Annotated in this window: 29 protein-coding genes; 28 read left to right on the top strand and 1 reads right to left on the bottom strand. The window is 66.4% G+C overall.

The genetic code is table 11. From position 1 onward, the window contains the following. Positions 1 to 220 precede the first annotated feature (220 nt). From rpsL to tuf, 4 genes are all read left to right on the top strand, one after another. Complete coding sequence (gene rpsL / locus IE241_RS12795; RefSeq protein WP_003948652.1) at positions 221 to 592, top strand: 30S ribosomal protein S12; 372 nt, start codon at positions 221 to 223, stop codon at positions 590 to 592. Positions 593 to 594: 2 nt separating this feature from the next. Beyond that, on the top strand, positions 595 to 1,065 hold the full coding sequence (gene rpsG, locus IE241_RS12790; RefSeq protein ID WP_004950419.1) for a 30S ribosomal protein S7: 471 nt from the start codon (positions 595 to 597) through the stop codon (positions 1,063 to 1,065). 39 nt (positions 1,066 to 1,104) lie between these two features. Further along, a complete protein-coding gene (gene fusA / locus IE241_RS12785) occupies positions 1,105 to 3,228 on the top strand; it encodes an elongation factor G (RefSeq protein ID WP_190021809.1) in 2,124 nt (707 codons plus the stop codon). A 163-nt stretch (positions 3,229 to 3,391) separates the two neighbouring features. Next, complete coding sequence (tuf, locus tag IE241_RS12780) at positions 3,392 to 4,585, top strand: elongation factor Tu (protein ID WP_058046830.1); 1,194 nt, start codon at positions 3,392 to 3,394, stop codon at positions 4,583 to 4,585. Positions 4,586 to 4,703: 118 nt separating this feature from the next. On the opposite strand, the gene IE241_RS12775 is transcribed toward tuf, so the two are convergent. Further along, a complete protein-coding gene (locus IE241_RS12775; RefSeq protein ID WP_229899171.1) occupies positions 4,704 to 6,818 on the bottom strand; it encodes a PIG-L family deacetylase in 2,115 nt (704 codons plus the stop codon). Between the two features lie 629 nt (positions 6,819 to 7,447). On the opposite strand from IE241_RS12775, the gene rpsJ reads away from it, so the two are divergent. The 24 genes from rpsJ (at position 7,448) to map (ending at position 20,259) form a co-directional block, all read left to right on the top strand. After that, entirely contained in the window at positions 7,448 to 7,756 is a 309-nt protein-coding gene (gene rpsJ / locus IE241_RS12770; protein ID WP_003948644.1) for a 30S ribosomal protein S10, read from the top strand. 13 nt (positions 7,757 to 7,769) lie between these two features. Then, entirely contained in the window at positions 7,770 to 8,414 is a 645-nt protein-coding gene (gene rplC / locus IE241_RS12765; protein WP_030368416.1) for a 50S ribosomal protein L3, read from the top strand. A 7-nt stretch (positions 8,415 to 8,421) separates the two neighbouring features. Continuing rightward, positions 8,422 to 9,072, top strand: coding sequence for a 50S ribosomal protein L4 (gene rplD / locus IE241_RS12760; protein ID WP_120756559.1), 651 nt, complete (start codon positions 8,422 to 8,424; stop codon positions 9,070 to 9,072). Further along, positions 9,072 to 9,395 (top strand): 50S ribosomal protein L23, encoded by a 324-nt coding sequence (rplW, locus tag IE241_RS12755; RefSeq protein ID WP_030368414.1) that lies wholly within the window; start codon positions 9,072 to 9,074, stop codon positions 9,393 to 9,395. The genes rplD and rplW overlap by 1 nt, the downstream gene beginning before the upstream one ends. 40 nt (positions 9,396 to 9,435) lie before the next feature. Continuing rightward, complete coding sequence (gene rplB, locus IE241_RS12750; protein ID WP_030368413.1) at positions 9,436 to 10,272, top strand: 50S ribosomal protein L2; 837 nt, start codon at positions 9,436 to 9,438, stop codon at positions 10,270 to 10,272. Positions 10,273 to 10,284: 12 nt separating this feature from the next. Then, the gene (gene rpsS, locus IE241_RS12745; protein ID WP_004950443.1) at positions 10,285 to 10,566 is read left to right on the top strand and encodes a 30S ribosomal protein S19; all 282 of its coding nucleotides are present in this window, start codon (positions 10,285 to 10,287) and stop codon (positions 10,564 to 10,566) included. Between the two features lie 41 nt (positions 10,567 to 10,607). Beyond that, on the top strand, positions 10,608 to 10,955 hold the full coding sequence (rplV, locus tag IE241_RS12740; RefSeq protein WP_031012097.1) for a 50S ribosomal protein L22: 348 nt from the start codon (positions 10,608 to 10,610) through the stop codon (positions 10,953 to 10,955). Then, the gene (gene rpsC / locus IE241_RS12735) at positions 10,955 to 11,782 is read left to right on the top strand and encodes a 30S ribosomal protein S3 (protein ID WP_058046825.1); all 828 of its coding nucleotides are present in this window, start codon (positions 10,955 to 10,957) and stop codon (positions 11,780 to 11,782) included. The genes rplV and rpsC overlap by 1 nt, the downstream gene beginning before the upstream one ends. Positions 11,783 to 11,787: 5 nt before the next feature. Beyond that, positions 11,788 to 12,207 (top strand): 50S ribosomal protein L16, encoded by a 420-nt coding sequence (gene rplP / locus IE241_RS12730; RefSeq protein ID WP_106677952.1) that lies wholly within the window; start codon positions 11,788 to 11,790, stop codon positions 12,205 to 12,207. Beyond that, positions 12,207 to 12,431 (top strand): 50S ribosomal protein L29, encoded by a 225-nt coding sequence (gene rpmC / locus IE241_RS12725; protein ID WP_030368408.1) that lies wholly within the window; start codon positions 12,207 to 12,209, stop codon positions 12,429 to 12,431. Before rplP ends, rpmC begins: the two co-directional genes overlap by 1 nt. Next, a complete protein-coding gene (gene rpsQ, locus IE241_RS12720) occupies positions 12,431 to 12,712 on the top strand; it encodes a 30S ribosomal protein S17 (protein WP_019888756.1) in 282 nt (93 codons plus the stop codon). The genes rpmC and rpsQ overlap by 1 nt, the downstream gene beginning before the upstream one ends. A 101-nt stretch (positions 12,713 to 12,813) precedes the next feature. Next, positions 12,814 to 13,182 (top strand): 50S ribosomal protein L14, encoded by a 369-nt coding sequence (rplN, locus tag IE241_RS12715; RefSeq protein WP_030368406.1) that lies wholly within the window; start codon positions 12,814 to 12,816, stop codon positions 13,180 to 13,182. A gap of 3 nt (positions 13,183 to 13,185) precedes the next feature. Beyond that, complete coding sequence (rplX, locus tag IE241_RS12710; RefSeq protein ID WP_058046823.1) at positions 13,186 to 13,509, top strand: 50S ribosomal protein L24; 324 nt, start codon at positions 13,186 to 13,188, stop codon at positions 13,507 to 13,509. Continuing rightward, entirely contained in the window at positions 13,509 to 14,069 is a 561-nt protein-coding gene (gene rplE / locus IE241_RS12705) for a 50S ribosomal protein L5 (protein WP_086567288.1), read from the top strand. The genes rplX and rplE overlap by 1 nt, the downstream gene beginning before the upstream one ends. Before the next feature lie 5 nt (positions 14,070 to 14,074). Beyond that, a complete protein-coding gene (locus IE241_RS12700) occupies positions 14,075 to 14,260 on the top strand; it encodes a type Z 30S ribosomal protein S14 (protein ID WP_030368403.1) in 186 nt (61 codons plus the stop codon). A gap of 262 nt (positions 14,261 to 14,522) precedes the next feature. Then, positions 14,523 to 14,921 carry a 30S ribosomal protein S8 gene (gene rpsH, locus IE241_RS12695; protein ID WP_190021808.1) on the top strand — a complete coding sequence of 133 codons (399 nt, stop codon included), beginning with the start codon at positions 14,523 to 14,525 and terminating at the stop codon, positions 14,919 to 14,921. A gap of 22 nt (positions 14,922 to 14,943) precedes the next feature. Further along, the gene (gene rplF / locus IE241_RS12690) at positions 14,944 to 15,483 is read left to right on the top strand and encodes a 50S ribosomal protein L6 (protein ID WP_190021807.1); all 540 of its coding nucleotides are present in this window, start codon (positions 14,944 to 14,946) and stop codon (positions 15,481 to 15,483) included. Between the two features lie 3 nt (positions 15,484 to 15,486). Next, positions 15,487 to 15,870, top strand: coding sequence for a 50S ribosomal protein L18 (gene rplR, locus IE241_RS12685; RefSeq protein WP_071964538.1), 384 nt, complete (start codon positions 15,487 to 15,489; stop codon positions 15,868 to 15,870). A gap of 46 nt (positions 15,871 to 15,916) precedes the next feature. Further along, on the top strand, positions 15,917 to 16,519 hold the full coding sequence (rpsE, locus tag IE241_RS12680) for a 30S ribosomal protein S5 (protein WP_030368399.1): 603 nt from the start codon (positions 15,917 to 15,919) through the stop codon (positions 16,517 to 16,519). Further along, positions 16,519 to 16,701: a 50S ribosomal protein L30 gene (rpmD, locus tag IE241_RS12675; RefSeq protein WP_087927574.1), complete on the top strand. Its 183-nt coding sequence runs from the start codon at positions 16,519 to 16,521 to the stop codon at positions 16,699 to 16,701. The genes rpsE and rpmD overlap by 1 nt, the downstream gene beginning before the upstream one ends. A gap of 1 nt (position 16,702) precedes the next feature. Continuing rightward, positions 16,703 to 17,158: a 50S ribosomal protein L15 gene (rplO, locus tag IE241_RS12670; RefSeq protein ID WP_190021806.1), complete on the top strand. Its 456-nt coding sequence runs from the start codon at positions 16,703 to 16,705 to the stop codon at positions 17,156 to 17,158. A 201-nt stretch (positions 17,159 to 17,359) separates the two neighbouring features. Next, positions 17,360 to 18,673: a preprotein translocase subunit SecY gene (gene secY, locus IE241_RS12665; RefSeq protein WP_190021805.1), complete on the top strand. Its 1,314-nt coding sequence runs from the start codon at positions 17,360 to 17,362 to the stop codon at positions 18,671 to 18,673. Then, positions 18,673 to 19,329 carry an adenylate kinase gene (locus IE241_RS12660; protein ID WP_190021804.1) on the top strand — a complete coding sequence of 219 codons (657 nt, stop codon included), beginning with the start codon at positions 18,673 to 18,675 and terminating at the stop codon, positions 19,327 to 19,329. The genes secY and IE241_RS12660 overlap by 1 nt, the downstream gene beginning before the upstream one ends. Before the next feature lie 93 nt (positions 19,330 to 19,422). Next, positions 19,423 to 20,259: a type I methionyl aminopeptidase gene (gene map / locus IE241_RS12655; RefSeq protein ID WP_168092747.1), complete on the top strand. Its 837-nt coding sequence runs from the start codon at positions 19,423 to 19,425 to the stop codon at positions 20,257 to 20,259. Positions 20,260 to 20,299: the final 40 nt, after the last annotated feature.

Genomic DNA, 20,299 nt, shown 5'->3' with positions numbered 1-20,299 from the left:
TCTGACCTTGTGCCTGGGGTGTCCCTGGGCTCTCGTGTGTGCCCACAGTCCGCACGGGAGACCGGACCTCTCGGATCTTCTCGGTCCGTAGCGGTCGAAGACACCGAATTCTGCGCCCTTTCCACCATCGGCAGGGGTCTGCAGCGTTCGACACGCCCGACCGCGTGGGTCGGCGGGTTCCCAGGTTAGTTTTATCGAGATCACAGAAACCGGAGAAACGGTGCCTACGATCCAGCAGCTGGTCCGGAAGGGCCGGCAGGACAAGGTCGAGAAGAACAAGACGCCCGCACTCGAGGGTTCGCCCCAGCGTCGTGGCGTCTGCACGCGTGTTTTCACGACCACCCCGAAGAAGCCGAACTCGGCGCTCCGTAAGGTCGCGCGTGTGCGCCTGACCTCCGGCATCGAGGTCACCGCTTACATTCCGGGTGAGGGTCACAACCTGCAGGAGCACTCGATCGTGCTCGTGCGCGGTGGCCGTGTGAAGGACCTGCCGGGTGTTCGCTACAAGATCATCCGCGGCTCCCTCGACACGCAGGGCGTCAAGAACCGTAAGCAGGCTCGCAGCCGCTACGGCGCCAAGAAGGAGAAGTAAGAATGCCTCGTAAGGGCCCCGCCCCGAAGCGCCCGGTCATCATCGACCCGGTTTACGGCTCCCCTCTGGTGACGTCGCTGATCAACAAGATCCTCCTGCACGGCAAGCGCTCCACCGCCGAGCGCATCGTGTACGGCGCCATGGAGGGTCTGCGCGAGAAGACCGGTAACGACCCGGTCATCACCCTCAAGCGCGCTCTCGAGAACGTCAAGCCGGCTCTCGAGGTCAAGTCCCGCCGCGTCGGTGGCGCCACCTACCAGGTGCCGGTCGAGGTCCGTCCGGGCCGCGCCTCCACCCTGGCGCTGCGCTGGCTGGTCGGTTACTCCCGCGCCCGTCGCGAGAAGACCATGACCGAGCGCCTCATGAACGAGCTGCTGGACGCCTCGAACGGTCTCGGCGCCTCGGTCAAGAAGCGTGAGGACACGCACAAGATGGCCGAGTCCAACAAGGCCTTCGCGCACTACCGCTGGTAGTCGCTACCCCCATCGAGAACCGAGAGAAGACTGAGCCATATGGCCACCACTTCGCTTGACCTGGCCAAGGTCCGCAACATCGGGATCATGGCCCACATCGACGCGGGCAAGACGACCACCACCGAGCGGATCCTGTTCTACACCGGTGTTTCGTACAAGATCGGTGAGGTCCACGACGGCGCTGCCACGATGGACTGGATGGAGCAGGAGCAGGAGCGTGGCATCACGATCACCTCTGCTGCCACCACCTGCCACTGGCCGCTGAACGACGTCGACCACACCATCAACATCATCGACACCCCGGGCCACGTCGACTTCACCGTCGAGGTGGAGCGTTCGCTGCGCGTGCTCGACGGTGCCGTGACGGTGTTCGACGGCGTCGCCGGTGTCGAGCCCCAGTCCGAGACCGTTTGGCGTCAGGCGGACCGCTACGGCGTGCCGCGTATCTGCTTCGTCAACAAGCTGGACCGTACGGGTGCCGAGTTCCACCGCTGCGTCGACATGATCGTCGACCGCCTGGGCGCGGTTCCGCTGGTCATGCAGCTGCCGATCGGTACCGAGGCCGACTTCAAGGGCGTGGTCGACCTCGTCCAGATGAAGGCTCTGGTCTGGTCCGCCGAGGCCGCCAAGGGCGAGATGTACGACGTCGTCGACATCCCGGACACCCACATCGAGGCTGCCGAGGAATGGCGCGGCAAGCTCCTCGAGGGCGTTGCCGAGAACGACGAAGAGATGATGGAGCTCTTCCTCGAGGGCCAGGAGCCCACCGAGGAGCAGCTGATGGCGGCCATCCGCCGCATCACGCTCGCGTCGAAGGGCGGCAGCGACTCGCCCACCGTCACCCCGGTGTTCTGTGGTACCGCGTTCAAGAACAAGGGCGTTCAGCCCCTGCTCGACGCCGTGGTCCGCTACCTGCCGTCGCCGCTGGACATCGAGGCCGTTGAGGGCCACGCGGTCAACAACGCCGACGAGGTCGTGAAGCGCAAGCCGTCCGACGACGAGCCGTTCGCCGGCCTTGCCTTCAAGATCATGAGCGACCCGCACCTCGGCAAGCTCACCTTCGTCCGGGTTTACTCGGGCCGCATGGAGGCCGGCACCCAGGTGCAGAACTCCGTGAAGGGCAAGAAGGAGCGCATCGGCAAGATCTACCGGATGCACGCGAACAAGCGTGAGGAGATCGACTCGGTGGGTGCCGGCGACATCGTCGCCGTCATGGGTCTGAAGCAGACCACCACCGGTGAGACCCTCTGCTCCGCGTCCGACCCGGTGATCCTCGAGTCGATGGACTTCCCGGCCCCGGTCATCCAGGTCGCCATCGAGCCCAAGTCCAAGGGCGACCAGGAGAAGCTCGGCGTCGCGATCCAGCGTCTCGCCGAGGAGGACCCGTCCTTCCAGGTCCACACGGACGAGGAGACGGGCCAGACCATCATCGCGGGTATGGGCGAGCTGCACCTCGACGTGCTGGTCGACCGTATGCGCCGTGAGTTCAAGGTAGAGGCCAACGTCGGCAAGCCGCAGGTCGCCTACCGCGAGACGATCCGCAAGGCCGTCGAGCGCATCGACTACACGCACAAGAAGCAGACTGGTGGTTCCGGCCAGTTCGCCAAGGTGCAGATGGCCATCGAGCCCCTCGAGGGCGACGGCTACGAGTTCGAGAACAAGGTCACCGGTGGCCGCATCCCGCGGGAGTACATCCCGTCCGTGGACGCCGGTTGCCAGGAGGCCATGGAGTTCGGTGTTCTGGCCGGCTACCCGCTGACCGGCGTGAAGGTGACGCTGCTCGACGGTGCCTACCACGACGTCGACTCCTCCGAGCTCGCGTTCAAGATCGCCGGTTCCATGGCGTTCAAGGAGGGTGCTCGTAAGGCGTCCCCGGCTCTGCTCGAGCCGATGATGTCCGTCGAGGTCACCACCCCCGAGGACTACATGGGTGATGTCATCGGTGACATCAACTCCCGCCGTGGCCAGATCCAGGCCATGGAGGACCGTCACGGCGCCAAGCTCGTCAAGGGCCTGGTTCCGCTGTCGGAGATGTTCGGCTACGTCGGAGACCTCCGCAGCAAGACTTCGGGTCGCGCAAGCTACTCGATGCAGTTCGACTCCTACGCCGAGGTTCCGCGGAACGTCGCCGAGGAGATCATCGCGAAGGCCAAGGGCGAGTAACGAGCTCCGTCTCCACAGACGAGGCTCACGCCTTAGGCTTGACACCGGCTGTCGGGGCATACCACCGCAAACGTGGCGGTGTGCCCCGGCGGACGGCACCCCAGCAAAGATCCCTGGCGCCGACCGAATCTAGGCGTACAGAACCACTCCCAGGAGGACCCCAGTGGCGAAGGCGAAGTTCGAGCGGACTAAGCCGCACGTCAACATCGGCACCATCGGTCACGTCGACCACGGTAAGACCACTCTTACCGCGGCGATCACCAAGGTGCTGCACGACGCGTACCCGGACCTGAACCCCTTCACGCCTTTCGACGAGATCGACAAGGCCCCGGAGGAGCGTCAGCGCGGTATCACCATCTCGATCGCGCACGTCGAGTACCAGACCGAGTCGCGTCACTACGCCCACGTTGACTGCCCGGGTCACGCGGACTACATCAAGAACATGATCACCGGTGCCGCCCAGATGGACGGCGCGATCCTCGTGGTCGCCGCGACCGACGGTCCGATGCCGCAGACCAAGGAGCACGTGCTCCTGGCCCGCCAGTCCGGCGTTCCGTACATCGTTGTCGCCCTGAACAAGGCCGACATGGTGGACGACGAGGAGATCCTGGAGCTCGTCGAGCTCGAGGTCCGTGAGCTCCTCAACGAGTACGAGTTCGACGGCGACAACGCTCCGGTTGTCCAGGTCTCGGCGCTCAAGGCGCTCGAGGGCGACAAGGAGTGGGGCGAGAAGCTTCTCGGCCTGATGAAGGCTGTCGACGAGAACATCCCGCAGCCCGAGCGTGACGTCGACAAGCCGTTCCTGATGCCGATCGAGGACGTCTTCACGATCACCGGTCGTGGCACCGTCGTCACCGGTCGTATCGAGCGTGGTGTCCTGAAGGTCAACGAGACCGTCGACATCATCGGCATCAAGACCGAGAAGACCACCACCACGGTCACCGGTATCGAGATGTTCCGCAAGCTGCTCGACGAGGGCCAGGCCGGTGAGAACGTCGGTCTGCTCCTCCGTGGCATCAAGCGTGAGGACGTCGAGCGCGGCCAGTGCATCATCAAGCCGGGTTCGGTTACCCCGCACACCGAGTTCGAGGCCACGGCGTACATCCTGTCGAAGGACGAGGGTGGCCGTCACACCCCGTTCTTCAACAACTACCGTCCGCAGTTCTACTTCCGTACGACTGACGTGACCGGTGTTGTGACCCTCGCCGAGGGCACCGAGATGGTCATGCCCGGCGACAACGCCGAGATGTCCGTCTCCCTGATCCAGCCCGTCGCGATGGAGGAGGGCCTGCGCTTCACCATCCGTGAGGGCGGCCGCACCGTCGGCGCCGGCCAGGTCACCAAGATCAACAAGTAAGTCTTCTTGCTTGAAGGTCTGAGAAGGCCCCGCACATCCTCGGATGTGCGGGGCCTTCTCGCATGTATGCGCCCCTGTGGACGGAATCAGCCGCACGGGTGAACGCCGTACGGCCGCATCACGTGTGCGGGAGCTCCGGGCGCCAGATCCACGGCCTCGCGTCCGGGCTCATCCCGGCGACGCACAACCGGTGGCCGGCGTCGGTGGTCATCGCGGAGGTGCCCACGGGGACGAGCCTGGCCTCGGAGCGCACGGGCTCGGAGTCCCCGGAGCCGTCGGTGAGCTGTATCTCGCCGTTCACCGCCCGCCCGAGCACCATCACCGCGTCCCGGCCGCCGCGGACGGCCAGGGTGTGCGCGGCGAGCGGCCCGTAGCCCGCGAAGTTCTGCAGCTCGGTGGTGCGGATGTCCTCGGAGCCCGGCGTGAAGGTGTGGACCGCCGGCTCGACGGCCGCGGGGGAGCGGTAGACGAGGGTCAGGGCGCCCTCGGGGCCCAGCGCCGCACCAGGGAGCCCGCCCGGCTGCGGCAGGCCCTTCAGGGGCGCGTAGCGGACCGGCTCGCCCGGCTTCTCCTGCGTCCAGTGGTGGACGGTGTCGCGTCCGGTGCCGAAGACGTGGACGCGCTTGTCCCCGTCCAGCACGGCGGTGAGCCCGTCCTGGATCTCCTGCCCCTGCAGGCTCTGCCACTTCCCCCAGGTGCCGTCGGCCTCGCGCACCCGGCCGGAGACGCCCTTGCCGGCGTTGCGGACGAAGAGGTGCACGCGCCCGTCGGGGGCGGCGACGGCGGCCGGCATGCCGACGCGGCGGCCGCGGTCGGGGCGGTGCTCGGGGTTGCCGAGGCCGGTCCAGGCCTTGAAGGGGCCGCCGGGGGAGCGCTGCTCCAGGACGACGATCTCGCGGGTGTCGGGGCGGCCCTGCCCGGCGAGGGCGGAGAACCGCAGGGCGAACAGCAGCCGGCGCCCCTCGGAGTCCTGCACGGCCGCGAGGGCGGGCGCGAGGGGACCGCCGCCGAGGTTCTGCGGCTCGCTCCAGCGGCCGCTGCCGGGGGAGGTCTCCTGCCAGCGCACGGCCTGGGTGCCCAGGACGCCGAAGGCCTCCAGGCGGCCGCCCTTGTCGGTGCCCAGGGCGGTGGTGGGGCCCTGGTAGCGGTAGTGGGTGGAGCGGATCCAGCCCTTGCGGTTCTTCATGGGGCGGTCGCCGCCCTGGCCGTAGTCGCCGCAGCCGGCGGGGTTGCCGCACTCCCAGGAGGGGTCGCCGCCGTATGCCTCGACCAGGCGGTGCTTCTGGTCGATGACCTCGGGCGGGAGGTTGTGCGGCCAGCGCTGGTTGTAGTACCCGCGGAAGGACGTGGTCACAAAGCGGGGCGGGTGGCCCTCGCGCTTGGTGGTGTCGGCCACCCACTGGGAGAGCGCCTTCCAGGTGAAGAGCGCGGTGGGGGTGTGGTCGCGGTGGTCGGAGCAGGCCCCGTAGTCGTTGTCCTTGGGGTGGGTGGCGTCGTGGACCTGGTAGTCGGGGTCCGGGTCCATGGTGTGGACCACCGTCGGCCGGAACCGGTCCATGATCGCGGCGAGGGTGTCCACCAGCGTGCCGTGCCGGTAGGTGCTGGAGGAGGTGCAGGGCGAGCCGGTGGCGACGAGGGACTGCATCTCGCCCTCGGGCCGCTCCCACAGCAGGGGCAGCCGCATCTCGCGGGCCGAGAGCATGGCGATGTTGAGGAAGATCAGCTGGGCCTTGCGCCGGCCGTTGGCGAGCTCGTTGGTCTCGGCCTTGACGCCGTTGCCCAGGTCCAGCACGGACTTCTTCCAGGACGCGAACCGGTCCAGGCCGATCATCTCGGCGTACGCCTGGCGCAGGCCCTGGTGGCGCGCGGAGGAGTAGGCCGCCTTGTCGGGCTTGCTCTTGGGCATGCCCTCGATCCAGTTCTGCCCCACGGCCTCGCCGGCCGTGACGTAGACCGAGACGACGGGGACCCCGGCCTGCACGATGTGCTCGGCGTCGGGGTTCATGAAGTACAGATCGTCGTCGGGGTGCGCCATGACCTGCAGCAGCAGGGAGTTCCCCGCGTCGGTGAACGACTGGGTGGCGCTCGGGTCCACAGCTCTTATGGGGCTGGGGGAGGCCTTGGGCTTCTTGCCGCCTCCTCCGCTGCACCCCGCCGCGACGGCCGCCGTGGCGGCGGCCAGGCCGGCGAGCGCCATCCGGCGGGATATCACCATGTGCTGTGAGATGTTCAACTACATGACTCCGTCCCGTTGTGCAGCGCGCAGTCCCCGGCTGCCCCGGCGTGTTAGGGGACGACGGGGGGAGCGCGGCGGTTGCCCGGGGCCGCGGCAAACCCCGGCAAAGTGCGGATTTCACGGCGTCCGGCAGGCGTGGAGCGGGTGACCTGGGGGACCCGAGCGGCGGTCGAGGTGTAAGAGCCATAGTGTCCCGTATGTCGGCGAGGTGGTTTGACAACTGAGCCGGTCGGGGTACCGTCTTCGGCCAGGATTGGCGCCTCTTCGGGCACGTATGGCACACTGTTCAGGTTGCTCGGTTGAGTGCCGATGCTGCGCGCCTCCCGCCGGGAGGACTGGAAGCGAGTCCCGCAGTACTCGTCGTCTCTTATCAGAGGCGGAAGTACGGGAATCTTCCGGGAAGTGTCAGCGGGGCCCCAGCCAGGCGCTCGGTGGGTGTCTTTCCCCCACAACCCCCTTCATCAGGGAATTTCCTTAGGGAAATCTGCTGGAAGGGGCGCGACACGCCCGACCGCGTGGGTCGGAGGTGGAGTGGGGAAGGGCGGTGTTCGGAAGCGATGACGTCGCTTCTGAGCGCAGCCGGCCGAGTCCCAGAGCGTTACGAGAGACAGGACTACTGAGTAGCCATGGCGGGACAGAAGATCCGCATCCGGCTCAAGGCCTACGACCACGAGGTCATCGACTCCTCGGCGAAGAAGATCGTCGAGACGGTGACGCGCACTGGTGCGTCGGTCGCGGGCCCGGTGCCGCTGCCCACTGAGAAGAACGTGTACTGCGTCATCAAGTCGCCGCACAAGTACAAGGACTCGCGCGAGCACTTCGAGATGCGCACGCACAAGCGCCTCATCGACATCCTCGACCCCACGCCGAAGACGGTTGACTCGCTTATGCGTCTCGACCTGCCGGCTGGCGTCGACATCGAGATCAAGCTCTGAGGTGACGCGCGAGATGGCTAAGAACATTAAGGGCGTCCTGGGCGAGAAGCTCGGCATGACCCAGGTCTGGGACGAGAACAACCGGGTTGTCCCGGTGACCGTCGTCAAGGCCGGGCCCTGCGTCGTCACCCAGGTCCGCACCAACGACAGCGACGGCTACGAGTCGGTCCAGATCGCCTTCGGCGAGATCGACCCGCGCAAGGTGAACAAGCCCCTCAAGGGTCACTTCGCCAAGGCCGACGTCACCCCGCGCCGCCACCTGGTGGAGCTGCGTACCGCTGACGCCAGCGAGTACACGCTCGGCCAGGAGATCACCGCCGCCGTGTTCGAGTCGGGCGTCAAGGTTGACGTCACCGGCAAGAGCAAGGGCAAGGGCTTCGCCGGTGTCATGAAGCGTCACAACTTCCGTGGCCTCGGCGCCGGGCACGGCACCCAGCGCAAGCACCGCTCCCCCGGTTCCATCGGTGGCTGCGCCACCCCGGGCCGTGTGTTCAAGGGCCTCCGCATGGCGGGCCGCATGGGCAACGAGCGGGTCACCACCCAGAACCTGACCGTCCACGCCGTTGACGCGGAGAAGGGCCTGCTCCTGATCAAGGGCGCGGTTCCTGGTCCGAACGGCGGCCTCGTCCTGGTCCGTACCGCGGCCAAGGGGGCCTGAGGTAACGATGAGCACCATTGACATCCTTTCGCCGGCAGGCGACAAGGCCGGGACCGTCGAGCTCCCCGCGGAGATCTTCGACGCGAAGGTCAGCGTTCCGCTGATCCACCAGGTCGTCGTCGCGCAGCTGGCCGCTGCCCGTCAGGGCACGCACAAGACCAAGACCCGTGGCGAGGTCCGCGGCGGTGGCAAGAAGCCGTACCGCCAGAAGGGCACCGGTCGCGCCCGTCAGGGTTCGACCCGCGCGCCGCAGTTCGCCGGTGGTGGCGTCGTGCACGGTCCCGTGCCGCGTGACTACTCGCAGCGCACCCCGAAGAAGATGAAGGCCGCCGCCCTGCGCGGTGCCCTCTCGGACCGCGCGCGTCACTCCCGCATCCACGTCGTCTCCGACGTGGTCGAGGGTGCGGCGTCCACCAAGGCCGCGAAGAGCCTGTTCGGCAAGATCAGCGAGCGGAAGAACCTGCTCCTGGTCGTCGAGCGCGCCAACGAGGCCGCGTGGCTGTCCGCCCGCAACCTGCCCCAGGTTCACATCCTGGAGCCGGGCCAGCTGAACACGTACGACGTGCTCGTCTCCGACGACGTGGTCTTCACCCAGGCCGCCTTCGAGTCCTTCGTGTCTGGCCCCAAGGCCGTTGAGACCGAAGGGAGCGAGGCCTGATGACTGAGGCCGTCGTCACCAGCAAGACGTTCTCGGACCCGCGCGACCTCCTGGTCAAGCCGGTTGTCTCCGAGAAGAGCTACGCGCTGCTGGACGAGAACAAGTACACGTTCATCGTCGACCCGCGCGCCAACAAGACCCAGATCAAGCAGGCCGTCGAGGCGGTCTTCTCGGTCAAGGTCACCGGGGTCAACACGATCAACCGTCAGGGTAAGCGCAAGCGCACCAAGACCGGTTTCGGCAAGCGCGCCAACACCAAGCGCGCCATCGTGACCCTCGCCGAGGGCGACCGTATCGACATCTTCGGCGGTCCGACCGCCTAAGGGCGGTCTGGATCGTCCGAAATCGGACGAGGACTGAGAAATGGGTATCCGCAAGTACAAGCCGACGACCCCGGGCCGTCGTGGCTCCAGCGTCGCCGACTTTGTCGAGATCACGCGGTCCACGCCGGAGAAGTCGCTGGTCCGCCCGCTGCACAGCAAGGGCGGCCGTAACAACACCGGTCGTGTGACCGTCCGTCACCAGGGTGGTGGCCACAAGCGCGCCTACCGCGTGATCGACTTCCGTCGTCACGACAAGGACGGCGTGCCGGCCAAGGTCGCTCACATCGAGTACGACCCGAACCGCACCGCGCGCATCGCGCTCCTGCACTACGCAGACGGCGAGAAGCGCTACATCATCGCTCCGGCCAAGCTGAGCCAGGGCGACCGGATTGAGAACGGCCCCGGCGCCGACATCAAGCCGGGCAACAACCTCCCGCTCCGCAACATCCCGGTCGGTACCACGATCCACGCGATCGAGCTCCGTCCCGGTGGTGGCGCCAAGTTCGCCCGCTCTGCCGGTTCCTCCGTGCAGCTGCTGGCGAAGGAGGGCCAGTACGCCCACCTGCGTATGCCGTCCGGCGAGGTCCGCCTGGTCGACGTCCGCTGCCGCGCCACGGTCGGCGAGGTCGGCAACGCCGAGCAGTCGAACATCAACTGGGGCAAGGCCGGCCGCATGCGCTGGAAGGGCGTTCGCCCGACCGTCCGCGGTGTCGCGATGAACCCGGTTGACCACCCGCACGGTGGTGGTGAGGGTAAGACCTCCGGTGGTCGTCACCCGGTCTCCCCGTGGGGTCAGAAGGAGGGTCGTACTCGTTCTCCCAAGAAGGCGAGCAACAAGTACATCGTCCGCCGCCGCAAGACGAACAAGAAGCGCTAGGAGCGGGTTTAGATGCCGCGTAGTCTCAAGAAGGGACCCTTCGTCGACGGACACCTCATCAAGAAGGTGGACGCTCAGAACGAGGCTGGTACCAAGAACGTCATCAAGACCTGGTCCCGTCGCTCCATGATCGTGCCGGCCATGCTCGGCCACACGCTCGCGGTGCACAACGGCAAGACGCACGTCCCGGTGTTCGTCACCGAGTCGATGGTCGGCCACAAGCTCGGCGAGTTCTCGCCGACCCGCACCTTCCGCGGCCACGTCAAGGACGACCGCAAGTCGAAGCGCCGCTAAGCGGGGTGCGAACGACTATGACTGACACCGAAGGGACAACCATGGAAGCCAGGGCCCAGGCGCGGTACATCCGCGTCACGCCCATGAAGGCCCGCCGCGTGGTGGACCTCATCCGTGGCATGGACGCCACGGAGGCTCAGGCGGTCCTGCGTTTCGCCCCGCAGGCCGCGAGCGTGCCGGTGGGCAAGGTGCTGGACAGCGCCATTGCCAACGCCGCGCACAACTACGACCACACGGACGCTTCGTCGCTGTACATCAGCGAGGCGTTCGTGGACGAGGGCCCGACCCTGAAGCGGTTCCGTCCGCGCGCCCAGGGCCGTGCCTACCGGATCCGCAAGCGGACCAGCCACATCACCGTGGTCGTCAGCAGCAAGGAAGGAACCCGGTAATGGGCCAGAAGGTTAACCCGCACGGGTTCCGGCTCGGCATCACCACGGACTTCAAGTCCCGTTGGTACGCCGACAAGCTGTACAAGGACTACGTCAAGGAAGACGTTGCCATTCGTCGCATGATGACGAAGGGCATGGAGCGCGCCGGTATCTCGAAGGTTGAGATCGAGCGCACCCGCGACCGCGTCCGCGTTGACATCCACACCGCTCGCCCGGGCATCGTCATCGGCCGCCGCGGCGCCGAGGCCGACCGCATCCGCGGTGAGCTGGAGAAGCTGACCGGCAAGCAGGTTCAGCTGAACATCCTCGAGGTCAAGAACCCCGAGGTCGACGCTCAGCTGGTGGCCCAGGCCGTCGCCGAGCAGCTGTCCTCCCGCGTCTCCTTCCGTCGCGCCATGCGTAAGAGCATGCAGTCGACGATGAAGGCCGGCGCCAAGGGCATCAAGATCCAGTGCGGTGGCCGTCTCGGCGGCGCCGAGATGTCCCGCTCGGAGTTCTACCGCGAGGGCCGTGTGCCCCTGCACACGCTCCGTGCGAACGTCGACTACGGCTTCTTCGAGGCCAAGACCACCTTCGGCCGCATCGGCGTGAAGGTCTGGATCTACAAGGGCGACGTCAAGAACATCGCCGAGGTCCGCGCCGAGAACGCCGCTGCGCGTGCGGGCAACCGCCCGTCCCGTGGCGCCGGCGAGCGCCCGGCCCGTGGTGGCCGTGGCGGCGAGCGTGGCGGCCGCGGCCGCAAGCCGCAGCAGAACGCCGCTGCCGAGGCCCCCAAGGCCGAGGCCGCTGCCGCTGCTCCGGCTGAGTCCACCGGAACGGAGGCCTGACCGACATGCTGATCCCTCGCAGGGTCAAGCACCGCAAGCAGCACCACCCCAAGCGGAACGGCATGGCCAAGGGTGGCACCGAGCTCGCCTTCGGTGAGTACGGCATCCAGGCCCTGACCCCGGCCTACGTGACGAACCGTCAGATCGAGTCCGCTCGTATCGCCATGACGCGTCACATCAAGCGTGGCGGCAAGGTGTGGATCAACATCTACCCGGACCGTCCGCTGACCAAGAAGCCGGCCGAGACCCGCATGGGTTCCGGTAAGGGTTCTCCGGAGTGGTGGATCGCGAACGTCAAGCCCGGTCGGGTGATGTTCGAGCTGTCTTTCCCGAACGAAAAGGTTGCTCGTGAGGCGCTGACCCGCGCCGCGCACAAGCTTCCGATGAAGTGCCGCATTGTTCGGCGCGAGGCAGGTGAGTCGTGATGGCCGCTGGTATCAAGGCGACCGAGCTGCGTGAGCTGAACGACGAGGACCTCGTCGCGAAGCTCCGTGAGGCCAAGGAAGAGCTGTTCAACCTCCGCTTCCAGGCGGCGACCGGGCAGCTTGAGAACCACGGTCGGCTCAAGTCCGTCCGTAAGGACATCGCCCGGATCTACACCCTGATGCGCGAGCGTGAGCTGGGCATCGAGACGGTGGAGAGCGCCTGATGAGCGAGAAGAATGTGACTGAGACGAACGAGCGCGGTTTCCGCAAGACCCGTGAGGGTCTCGTCGTCAGCGACAAGATGGACAAGACCGTCGTCGTCGCCGTCGAGGACCGCGTCAAGCACGCGCTGTACGGCAAGGTCATCCGCCGTACGAACAAGCTCAAGGCGCACGACGAGCAGAACGCTGCCGGCGTCGGCGACCGCGTCCTCCTGATGGAGACGCGTCCGCTGTCGGCGACCAAGCGCTGGCGCGTCGTCGAGATCCTCGAGAAGGCCAAGTAATTTCTGAGGGGTTTCCCTCAGATAAGTTCCGCCAGGCTCGGCGGGGGTCCTCACTTCGGTGAGGCCCCCGCCGGGAACCGGCAGACGATCAGGAGATAGACGTGATCCAGCAGGAGTCGCGACTTCGGGTCGCCGACAACACTGGTGCCAAGGAGATCCTTTGCATCCGTGTTCTCGGTGGTTCGGGTCGCCGCTACGCGGGCATCGGTGACGTCATCGTCGCCACCGTCAAGGACGCGATCCCCGGCGGCAACGTGAAGAAGGGTGACGTCATCAAGGCCGTCATCGTTCGCACCGTCAAGGAGCGCCGCCGTCCGGATGGCTCGTACATCCGTTTCGACGAGAACGCCGCTGTCGTTCTCAAGAACGACGGTGACCCCCGCGGCACCCGTATCTTCGGCCCCGTGGGCCGAGAGCTGCGCGAGAAGAAGTTCATGAAGATCGTCTCGCTCGCGCCGGAGGTGCTGTAACCGATGAAGATCAAGAAGGGCGACCTGGTCCAGGTCATCACCGGTAAGGACAAGGGCAAGCAGGGCAAGGTCATCCAGGCCTTCCCCGCTGAGGACCGTGTTCTCGTCGAGGGTGTCAACCGGGTCAAGAAGCACACCAAGGCCGGCCAGACCGCCCGTGGTTCCAAGACCGGTGGCATCGTCACGACCGAGGCCCCGATCCACGTGAGCAACGTTCAGCTCATCGTGGAGAAGGACGGCAAGAAGGTCGTCACCCGCGTCGGTTACCGCTTCGACGACAACGGCAACAAGATCCGCGTTGCCAAGCGCACCGGTGAGGACATCTGATGACTGCCACCACCAACGCGCCGCGTCTCAAGCTGCGCTACCGCGAAGAGATCGTCGGCAAGCTGCGTGAGGAGTTCTCCTACGAGAACATCATGCAGGTTCCCGGCCTCACCAAGATCGTGGTCAACATGGGTGTGGGCGACGCCGCCCGCGACTCCAAGCTGATCGAGGGCGCCATCCGCGACCTCACCACGATCACGGGCCAGAAGCCCGCCGTCACCAAGGCTCGCAAGTCCATCGCGCAGTTCAAGCTGCGTGAGGGCCAGCCGATCGGCGCCCACGTCACCCTCCGTGGTGACCGCATGTGGGAGTTCCTGGACCGCACCCTGTCGCTCGCGCTTCCGCGCATCCGCGACTTCCGTGGTCTGTCCCCGAAGCAGTTCGATGGTCGGGGCAACTACACCTTCGGTCTCACGGAGCAGGTCATGTTCCACGAGATCGACCAGGACAAGATCGACCGCGTCCGGGGTATGGACATCACCGTGGTGACCACGGCGACCAACGACGACGAGGGCCGCGCCCTCCTTCGTCACCTCGGCTTCCCGTTCAAGGAGGCGTAAGCGAGATGGCGAAGAAGTCTCTTATTGCCAAGGCTGCTCGCAAGCCGAAGTTCGGTGTGCGCGCGTACACCCGCTGCCAGCGCTGCGGCCGCCCGCACTCCGTTTACCGTAAGTTCGGCCTCTGCCGCGTGTGCCTTCGTGAGATGGCTCACCGTGGCGAGCTGCCGGGCGTGACCAAGAGCTCCTGGTAACACCCACCCGTCGCCCAACCACCGCCCCTCAAGGGCGTTCTGGCGAACGGCGGCATTTTCGGTGGGTTGACCAGGGCTCTCGGTAAGCATCAAGGACGGTGGGGCCCGATCCTTCACTCGCGTAGAGTTGAAGGGTTGGGTGCCCGCCGCCCATGACCGTCTTACTACGCCGTAGGTCCCCGCGCCGCACCCGCCCCGACCCAGTTCGGGGAGAGGGATGGCGCACATAGGAAACCCCGGCGAGAGAGGCCGAAGGCCAAACATGACCATGACCGATCCGATCGCAGACATGCTGACCCGTCTGCGGAACGCGAACTCGGCTTACCACGACTCCGTGGCCATGCCCCACAGCAAGATCAAGGCGCACATCGCCGAGATCCTGCAGCAGGAGGGCTACATCGCCGGCTGGAAGGTCGAGGACGCCGAGGTCGGCAAGAGCCTCGTCATCGACCTGAAGTTCGGTCCGAACCGCGAGCGCTCCATTGCGGGTATCAAGCGGATTTCGAAGCCGGGCCTGCGGGTCTACGCAAAGTCCACCAACCTGCCGAAGGTCCTCGGCGGCCTGGGCGTGGCGATCATCTCCACGTCCTACGGTCTCCTGACCGGCCAGCAGGCCAGCAAGAAGGGCGTGGGTGGGGAAGTCCTCGCCTACGTCTGGTAACCAGGGAACGGAGGAATAGCCAATGTCGCGTATTGGACGGCTGCCCATCCAGGTTCCCGCTGGTGTGGACGTCACCATCGATGGCCGTACGGTCCACGTGAAGGGCCCCAAGGGTTCCCTCACGCACGCCGTTGCCGCGCCCATCGAGATCGCTAAGGCCGAGGACGGCACCCTTGTCGTCTCTCGTCCGAACGACGAGCGTCAGAACAAGGCCCTGCACGGCCTGTCCCGCACGCTGGTGGCGAACATGATCACCGGCGTGACCCAGGGCTACAGCAAGGCTCTTGAGATCAGCGGTGTCGGTTACCGCGTCCAGGCGAAGGGCTCCAACCTGGAGTTCGCCCTGGGCTACAGCCACCCGATCCTGATCGAGGCCCCCGAGGGCATCACCTTCAAGGTCGAGTCGCCCACGAAGCTCAGTGTCGAGGGCATCGACAAGCAGAAGGTCGGCGAGGTTGCCGCCAACATCCGCAAGCTTCGCAAGCCCGACCCCTACAAGGCCAAGGGCGTGAAGTACGCGGGTGAGGTCATCCGCCGCAAGGTCGGAAAGGCTGGTAAGTAAGCCATGGCATACGGTGTGAAGATCGCCAAGGGTGACGCGTACAAGCGCGCCGCCAAGGCCCGCCGCCACATCCGCATCCGCAAGAACATGTCGGGTACGGCCGAGCGTCCGCGCCTGGTCGTGACGCGCTCGAACCGTGGCATCACCGCCCAGGTGATCGACGACCTCAAGGGCCACACCCTGGCGTCGGCGTCCCACCTGGACGCGTCGATCCGCGGTGGCGAGGGCGACAAGAGCGCCCAGGCCACCAAGGTGGGCGCCCTGGTCGCCGAGCGTGCCAAGGCCGCCGGCGTCGAGGCTGTCGTGTTCGACCGCGGTGGCAACCAGTACGCCGGGCGCATTGCCGCTCTGGCGGACGCCGCCCGCGAAGCCGGGCTGAAGTTCTAAGCCCCGGTTCCGGAGCTAGCGGACGTAACAGAGAGAGGTAAATCCAATGGCTGGACCCCAGCGCCGCGGAAGCGGTGCCGGTGGCGGCGAGCGGCGGGACCGGAAGGGTCGCGACGGTGGCGCTGCCGCCGAGAAGACCGCGTACGTTGAGCGCGTAGTCGCGATCAACCGCGTCGCCAAGGTTGTCAAGGGTGGTCGTCGCTTCAGCTTCACCGCGCTCGTCGTGGTGGGTGACGGTGACGGCACCGTGGGTGTCGGTTACGGCAAGGCCAAGGAAGTTCCGGCTGCCATCGCCAAGGGCGTGGAAGAGGCCAAGAAGAACTTCTTCAAGGTCCCCCGTATCCAGGGCACCATCCCGCACCCGATCCAGGGCGAGAAGGCCGCGGGCGTCGTCCTGCTCAAGCCGGCTTCCCCCGGTACCGGTGTTATCGCCGGTGGCCCGGTGCGTGCCGTGCTCGAGTGCGCCGGCGTTCACGACATTCTGTCGAAGTCGCTCGGTTCTTCGAACCCGATCAACATCGTGCACGCCACGGTGACGGCCCTCCAGGGACTCTCCCGTCCCGAGGAGATCGCCGCCCGTCGTGGCCTGCCGCTGGAGGACGTTGCTCCCGCCGCTCTGCTGCGGGCGCGTGCAGGGGCGGGTGCGTAATGGCTCGCCTCAAGGTCACGCAGGTCAAGTCCTACATCGGTAGCAAGCAGAACCACCGCGACACCCTTCGTTCGCTCGGGCTCAAGCGCCTGAACGACGTGGTTGTCAAGGAGGACCGTCCCGAGATCCGCGGCATGGTGCAGACCGTCCGCCACCTCGTGACGGTTGAGGAGGTCGACTGACATGGCGGAGCAGAACCCGCTGAAGGTCCACAACCTCCGTCCTGCCCCGGGCGCCAAGACCGCCAAGACCCGTGTGGGTCGTGGTGAGGCGTCCAAGGGTAAGACCGCAGGTCGTGGTACCAAGGGCACCAAGGCCCGTTACCAGGTTCCGCAGCGCTTCGAGGGTGGGCAGATGCCCCTCCACATGCGCCTGCCGAAGCTCAAGGGCTTCAAGAACCCGTTCCGCACCGAGTTCCAGGTCGTGAACCTGGACAAGCTGGCCGCGCTCTACCCGCAGGGTGGCGAGGTCACGGTGGCCGATCTGGTCGCCAAGGGTGCGGTTCGTAAGAACCAGCTCGTCAAGGTCCTGGGCCAGGGCGAGATCTCCGTGGCGCTGCAGGTTTCGGTTGACGCCGTTTCCGCCTCCGCCAAGGAGAAGATTGCCGCTGCCGGCGGCACCGTCACCGAGCTCGTCTGAGCTCGTTGAACTGACAACCGGGGATGTCCCAAAAGGGGCATCCCCGGTTGGTCGTTCCAAGGGGGGCACGGTCGCCGGTAAGGTGGCGTGCACTGTTAACCTCCGCGCGGCCTGTGTCCGCGCGGATTTTGACTGATAAGTATTCGTCGATCCTCAAGACCGTCACCTCTCGCGGGCTGCGTGAGAGGCGCAGGAGGCACCGTGCTCACCGCGTTCGCCCGGGCGTTCAAGACGCCCGACCTGCGCAAGAAGCTGCTGTTCACGCTGGGCATCATGGTGCTCTTCCGACTCGGTGCGCATGTACCGGTGCCGGGAGTCGACTACCGCAATGTCCAGATGTGCATGGACCAGACCAAGAGCGGTCAGGGCCTCTTCGGCCTCGTGAACATGTTCAGTGGTGGCGCGCTGCTGCAGATCACGATCTTCGCGCTCGGGATCATGCCGTACATCACGGCGAGCATCATCCTGCAGCTCCTGACCGTCGTCATTCCACGGCTGGAAGCCCTCAAGAAGGAGGGGCAGTCGGGACAGGCGAAGATCACGCAGTACACGCGCTATCTGACCGTGGCTCTTGCGATCCTTCAGGGCACCGGCCTGGTCGCCACGGCCCGCAGCGGTGCCTTGTTCGGGGGCTGCACCGTCGGGAACCAGATCGTTCCCAACCAGTCGATCTTCACCACCGTCGTCATGGTCGTCACCATGACCGCCGGCACCGCGCTGATCATGTGGCTCGGTGAGCTCATCACCGACCGCGGCATCGGCAACGGCATGTCGATCCTGATGTTCACCTCCATCGCCGCCGGCTTCCCGAGCGCCCTCTGGGCGATCAAGCTCCAGGGCACCCTGATGGGCGGCTGGCTGGAGTTCTCGCTGGTCATCCTGTGCGGCCTGGCGATGGTCGCGCTCGTCGTCTTCGTCGAGCAGGCCCAGCGCCGGATCCCCGTGCAGTACGCCAAGCGCATGATCGGCCGCCGGTCCTACGGCGGTACGTCCACCTACATCCCGCTCAAGGTGAACCAGGCGGGCGTCATCCCCGTCATCTTCGCCTCGTCGCTGCTCTACATTCCGGCGCTGCTCGTGCAGTTCACCGGCTCCAAGGCGGGCTGGGCGAACTGGATCAACGCCAACCTGGTCAAGGGTGACCACCCGATCTACATGGCCACCTACTTCCTGCTGATCGTTTTCTTCGCCTTCTTCTACGTCGCCATCTCCTTCAACCCCGAAGAAGTTGCCGACAACATGAAGAAGTATGGTGGGTTCATCCCGGGCATCCGGGCGGGTCGTCCCACCGCGGAGTACCTGAGCTACGTGCTGAATCGCATCACGTGGCCGGGCTCTCTCTACCTGGGCCTGATCGCCCTGGTGCCCACGGTGGCACTGGTCACACTCAACGCAAACCAGAACTTCCCGTTCGGGGGAACCAGCATCCTGATCATCGTGGGTGTCGGTCTGGAGACTGTGAAGCAGATCGAGAGCCAGCTTCAGCAGCGCAACTACGAAGGGTTCCTCCGCTGATGCGAATCGTCCTCGTCGGGCCGCCCGGCGCCGGCAAGGGTACGCAGGCCGCGTACCTCGCCAAGAACCTCGCGATCCCGCACATCTCGACGGGCGACCTTTTCCGGGCGAACATCAGCCAGGGCACGCCCCTGGGCCAGAAGGCCCAGGAGTACATGCGGGCCGGCCAGCTCGTGCCGGACGAGGTCACCATCGGCATGGCCAAGGACCGCATGGACCAGGCGGACGCCGCCGGCGGCTTCCTCCTGGACGGCTTCCCGCGCAACCTGGCCCAGGCCGAGGCGCTGGACGCCATCCTCAAGGCCGACGGCCTCAAGCTGGACGGCGTCCTGGACCTGGAGGTCCCGGAGGACGAGGTCGTCAAGCGGATCGCCGGCCGCCGGATGTGCCGCAAGGACAGCAGCCACATCTTCCACGTGATCTACAACCCCCCGAAGACCGAGGGTGTGTGCGATGCGTGCGGTGGCGAGCTGTACCAGCGCGAGGACGACAGCGAGGAGACCGTCCGCCGCCGGCTGGAGGTCTACCACAGCGAGACCGAGCCGATCATCGACTACTACAAGGCCCAGGGCCTCGTGGTGACGATCTCGGCCCTCGGCAAGGTCGCCGAGGTGACGGAGCGGGCGATGGCCGCGCTGGAGCGCGAAGACGCCTGACATGGCCTGTCCTACGGCCGCGGTGCCCTTCGGGGGACCGCGGCCGTAGTGTTTGTTTGAGCATTTTGACCGCAAGACCCAGGAAGGCATCCCATGGTCGAGATCAAGACCGCCGAGCAGATCGCGAAGATGCGCGAGGCCGGCCTGGTCGTCGCCGCCGTGCACGCGGCCACCCGTGAGGCGGCCGTGCCGGGTGCCACGACCAAGGACCTGGACGACGTCGCCCGCAAGGTGATCGCCGAGCACGGCGCGAAGTCGAACTTCCTCGGGTACGGCGGCTTCCCCGCCACGATCTGCACCTCGGTGAACGAGGTCGTCGTCCACGGCATCCCGGACACCAAGACCGTCCTGAAGGACGGCGACATCATCTCCATCGACGCCGGCGCCATCATCGACGGCTGGCACGGTGACGCCGCCTTCACGGCCTTCGTGGGCACCGGTCACGCTCCGGAGCTGCTGGAGCTCTCCCGGGTGACCGAGGAGTCCATGTGGGCCGGCATCGCCGCCGTGAAGAACGGCAACCGCCTGGTGGACATCTCCCGGGCCATCGAGGGCTACATCCGCCGCCAGCCCCGCCCGGCCTCCGGGAAGTACGGGATCATCGAGGACTACGGCGGCCACGGCATCGGCTCCGAGATGCACATGGACCCCCACCTGCTGAACTACGTCTCGCGCAAGCGCGGCAAGGGCCCCAAGCTCGTCCCGGGCTTCTGCATCGCCATCGAGCCCATGGTCAGCCTCGGCACGGCCCGTACGCACGTCCTGGAGGACGACTGGACGGTCCTCACGGACGACATGTCCTGGTCCTCCCACTGGGAACACTCCGTCGCCCTGACGGAGGAAGGCCCGCTCGTGCTGACGGCCGTGGACGGCGGCAAGGCGAAGCTGGCGGAATACGGCGTGACGGCGGCTCCGGACCCCCTCGCGTGACGTCCGCTTAAGGATCACTGCGGCTGGGCAGTCACCCCTG

It is taken from the genome of Streptomyces hiroshimensis (genome assembly GCF_014650335.1).
In the GTDB taxonomy this organism is placed as follows: domain Bacteria; phylum Actinomycetota; class Actinomycetes; order Streptomycetales; family Streptomycetaceae; genus Streptomyces; species Streptomyces hiroshimensis.
This window is presented reverse-complemented; position numbering and strand designations above follow the sequence as displayed.

Excerpts from the sequence above, each read along its gene's own strand:
- rpsG (WP_004950419.1), top strand. The coding sequence starts at position 595 with ATGCCTCGTAAGGGCCCCGCCCCGAAGCGCCCGGTCATCATCGACCCG.
- fusA (WP_190021809.1), top strand. The coding sequence starts at position 1,105 with ATGGCCACCACTTCGCTTGACCTGGCCAAGGTCCGCAACATCGGGATC.
- rpsJ (WP_003948644.1), top strand. The coding sequence starts at position 7,448 with ATGGCGGGACAGAAGATCCGCATCCGGCTCAAGGCCTACGACCACGAG.
- rplC (WP_030368416.1), top strand. The coding sequence starts at position 7,770 with ATGGCTAAGAACATTAAGGGCGTCCTGGGCGAGAAGCTCGGCATGACC.
- rplD (WP_120756559.1), top strand. The coding sequence starts at position 8,422 with ATGAGCACCATTGACATCCTTTCGCCGGCAGGCGACAAGGCCGGGACC.
- rplW (WP_030368414.1), top strand. The coding sequence starts at position 9,072 with ATGACTGAGGCCGTCGTCACCAGCAAGACGTTCTCGGACCCGCGCGAC.
- rplB (WP_030368413.1), top strand. The coding sequence starts at position 9,436 with ATGGGTATCCGCAAGTACAAGCCGACGACCCCGGGCCGTCGTGGCTCC.
- rpsS (WP_004950443.1), top strand. The coding sequence starts at position 10,285 with ATGCCGCGTAGTCTCAAGAAGGGACCCTTCGTCGACGGACACCTCATC.
- rplV (WP_031012097.1), top strand. The coding sequence starts at position 10,608 with ATGGAAGCCAGGGCCCAGGCGCGGTACATCCGCGTCACGCCCATGAAG.
- rpsC (WP_058046825.1), top strand. The coding sequence starts at position 10,955 with ATGGGCCAGAAGGTTAACCCGCACGGGTTCCGGCTCGGCATCACCACG.
- rplP (WP_106677952.1), top strand. The coding sequence starts at position 11,788 with ATGCTGATCCCTCGCAGGGTCAAGCACCGCAAGCAGCACCACCCCAAG.
- rpmC (WP_030368408.1), top strand. The coding sequence starts at position 12,207 with ATGGCCGCTGGTATCAAGGCGACCGAGCTGCGTGAGCTGAACGACGAG.
- rpsQ (WP_019888756.1), top strand. The coding sequence starts at position 12,431 with ATGAGCGAGAAGAATGTGACTGAGACGAACGAGCGCGGTTTCCGCAAG.
- rplX (WP_058046823.1), top strand. The coding sequence starts at position 13,186 with ATGAAGATCAAGAAGGGCGACCTGGTCCAGGTCATCACCGGTAAGGAC.
- rplE (WP_086567288.1), top strand. The coding sequence starts at position 13,509 with ATGACTGCCACCACCAACGCGCCGCGTCTCAAGCTGCGCTACCGCGAA.
- IE241_RS12700 (WP_030368403.1), top strand. The coding sequence starts at position 14,075 with ATGGCGAAGAAGTCTCTTATTGCCAAGGCTGCTCGCAAGCCGAAGTTC.
- rpsH (WP_190021808.1), top strand. The coding sequence starts at position 14,523 with ATGACCATGACCGATCCGATCGCAGACATGCTGACCCGTCTGCGGAAC.
- rplF (WP_190021807.1), top strand. The coding sequence starts at position 14,944 with ATGTCGCGTATTGGACGGCTGCCCATCCAGGTTCCCGCTGGTGTGGAC.
- rplR (WP_071964538.1), top strand. The coding sequence starts at position 15,487 with ATGGCATACGGTGTGAAGATCGCCAAGGGTGACGCGTACAAGCGCGCC.
- rpsE (WP_030368399.1), top strand. The coding sequence starts at position 15,917 with ATGGCTGGACCCCAGCGCCGCGGAAGCGGTGCCGGTGGCGGCGAGCGG.
- rpmD (WP_087927574.1), top strand. The coding sequence starts at position 16,519 with ATGGCTCGCCTCAAGGTCACGCAGGTCAAGTCCTACATCGGTAGCAAG.
- rplO (WP_190021806.1), top strand. The coding sequence starts at position 16,703 with ATGGCGGAGCAGAACCCGCTGAAGGTCCACAACCTCCGTCCTGCCCCG.
- IE241_RS12660 (WP_190021804.1), top strand. The coding sequence starts at position 18,673 with ATGCGAATCGTCCTCGTCGGGCCGCCCGGCGCCGGCAAGGGTACGCAG.
- map (WP_168092747.1), top strand. The coding sequence starts at position 19,423 with ATGGTCGAGATCAAGACCGCCGAGCAGATCGCGAAGATGCGCGAGGCC.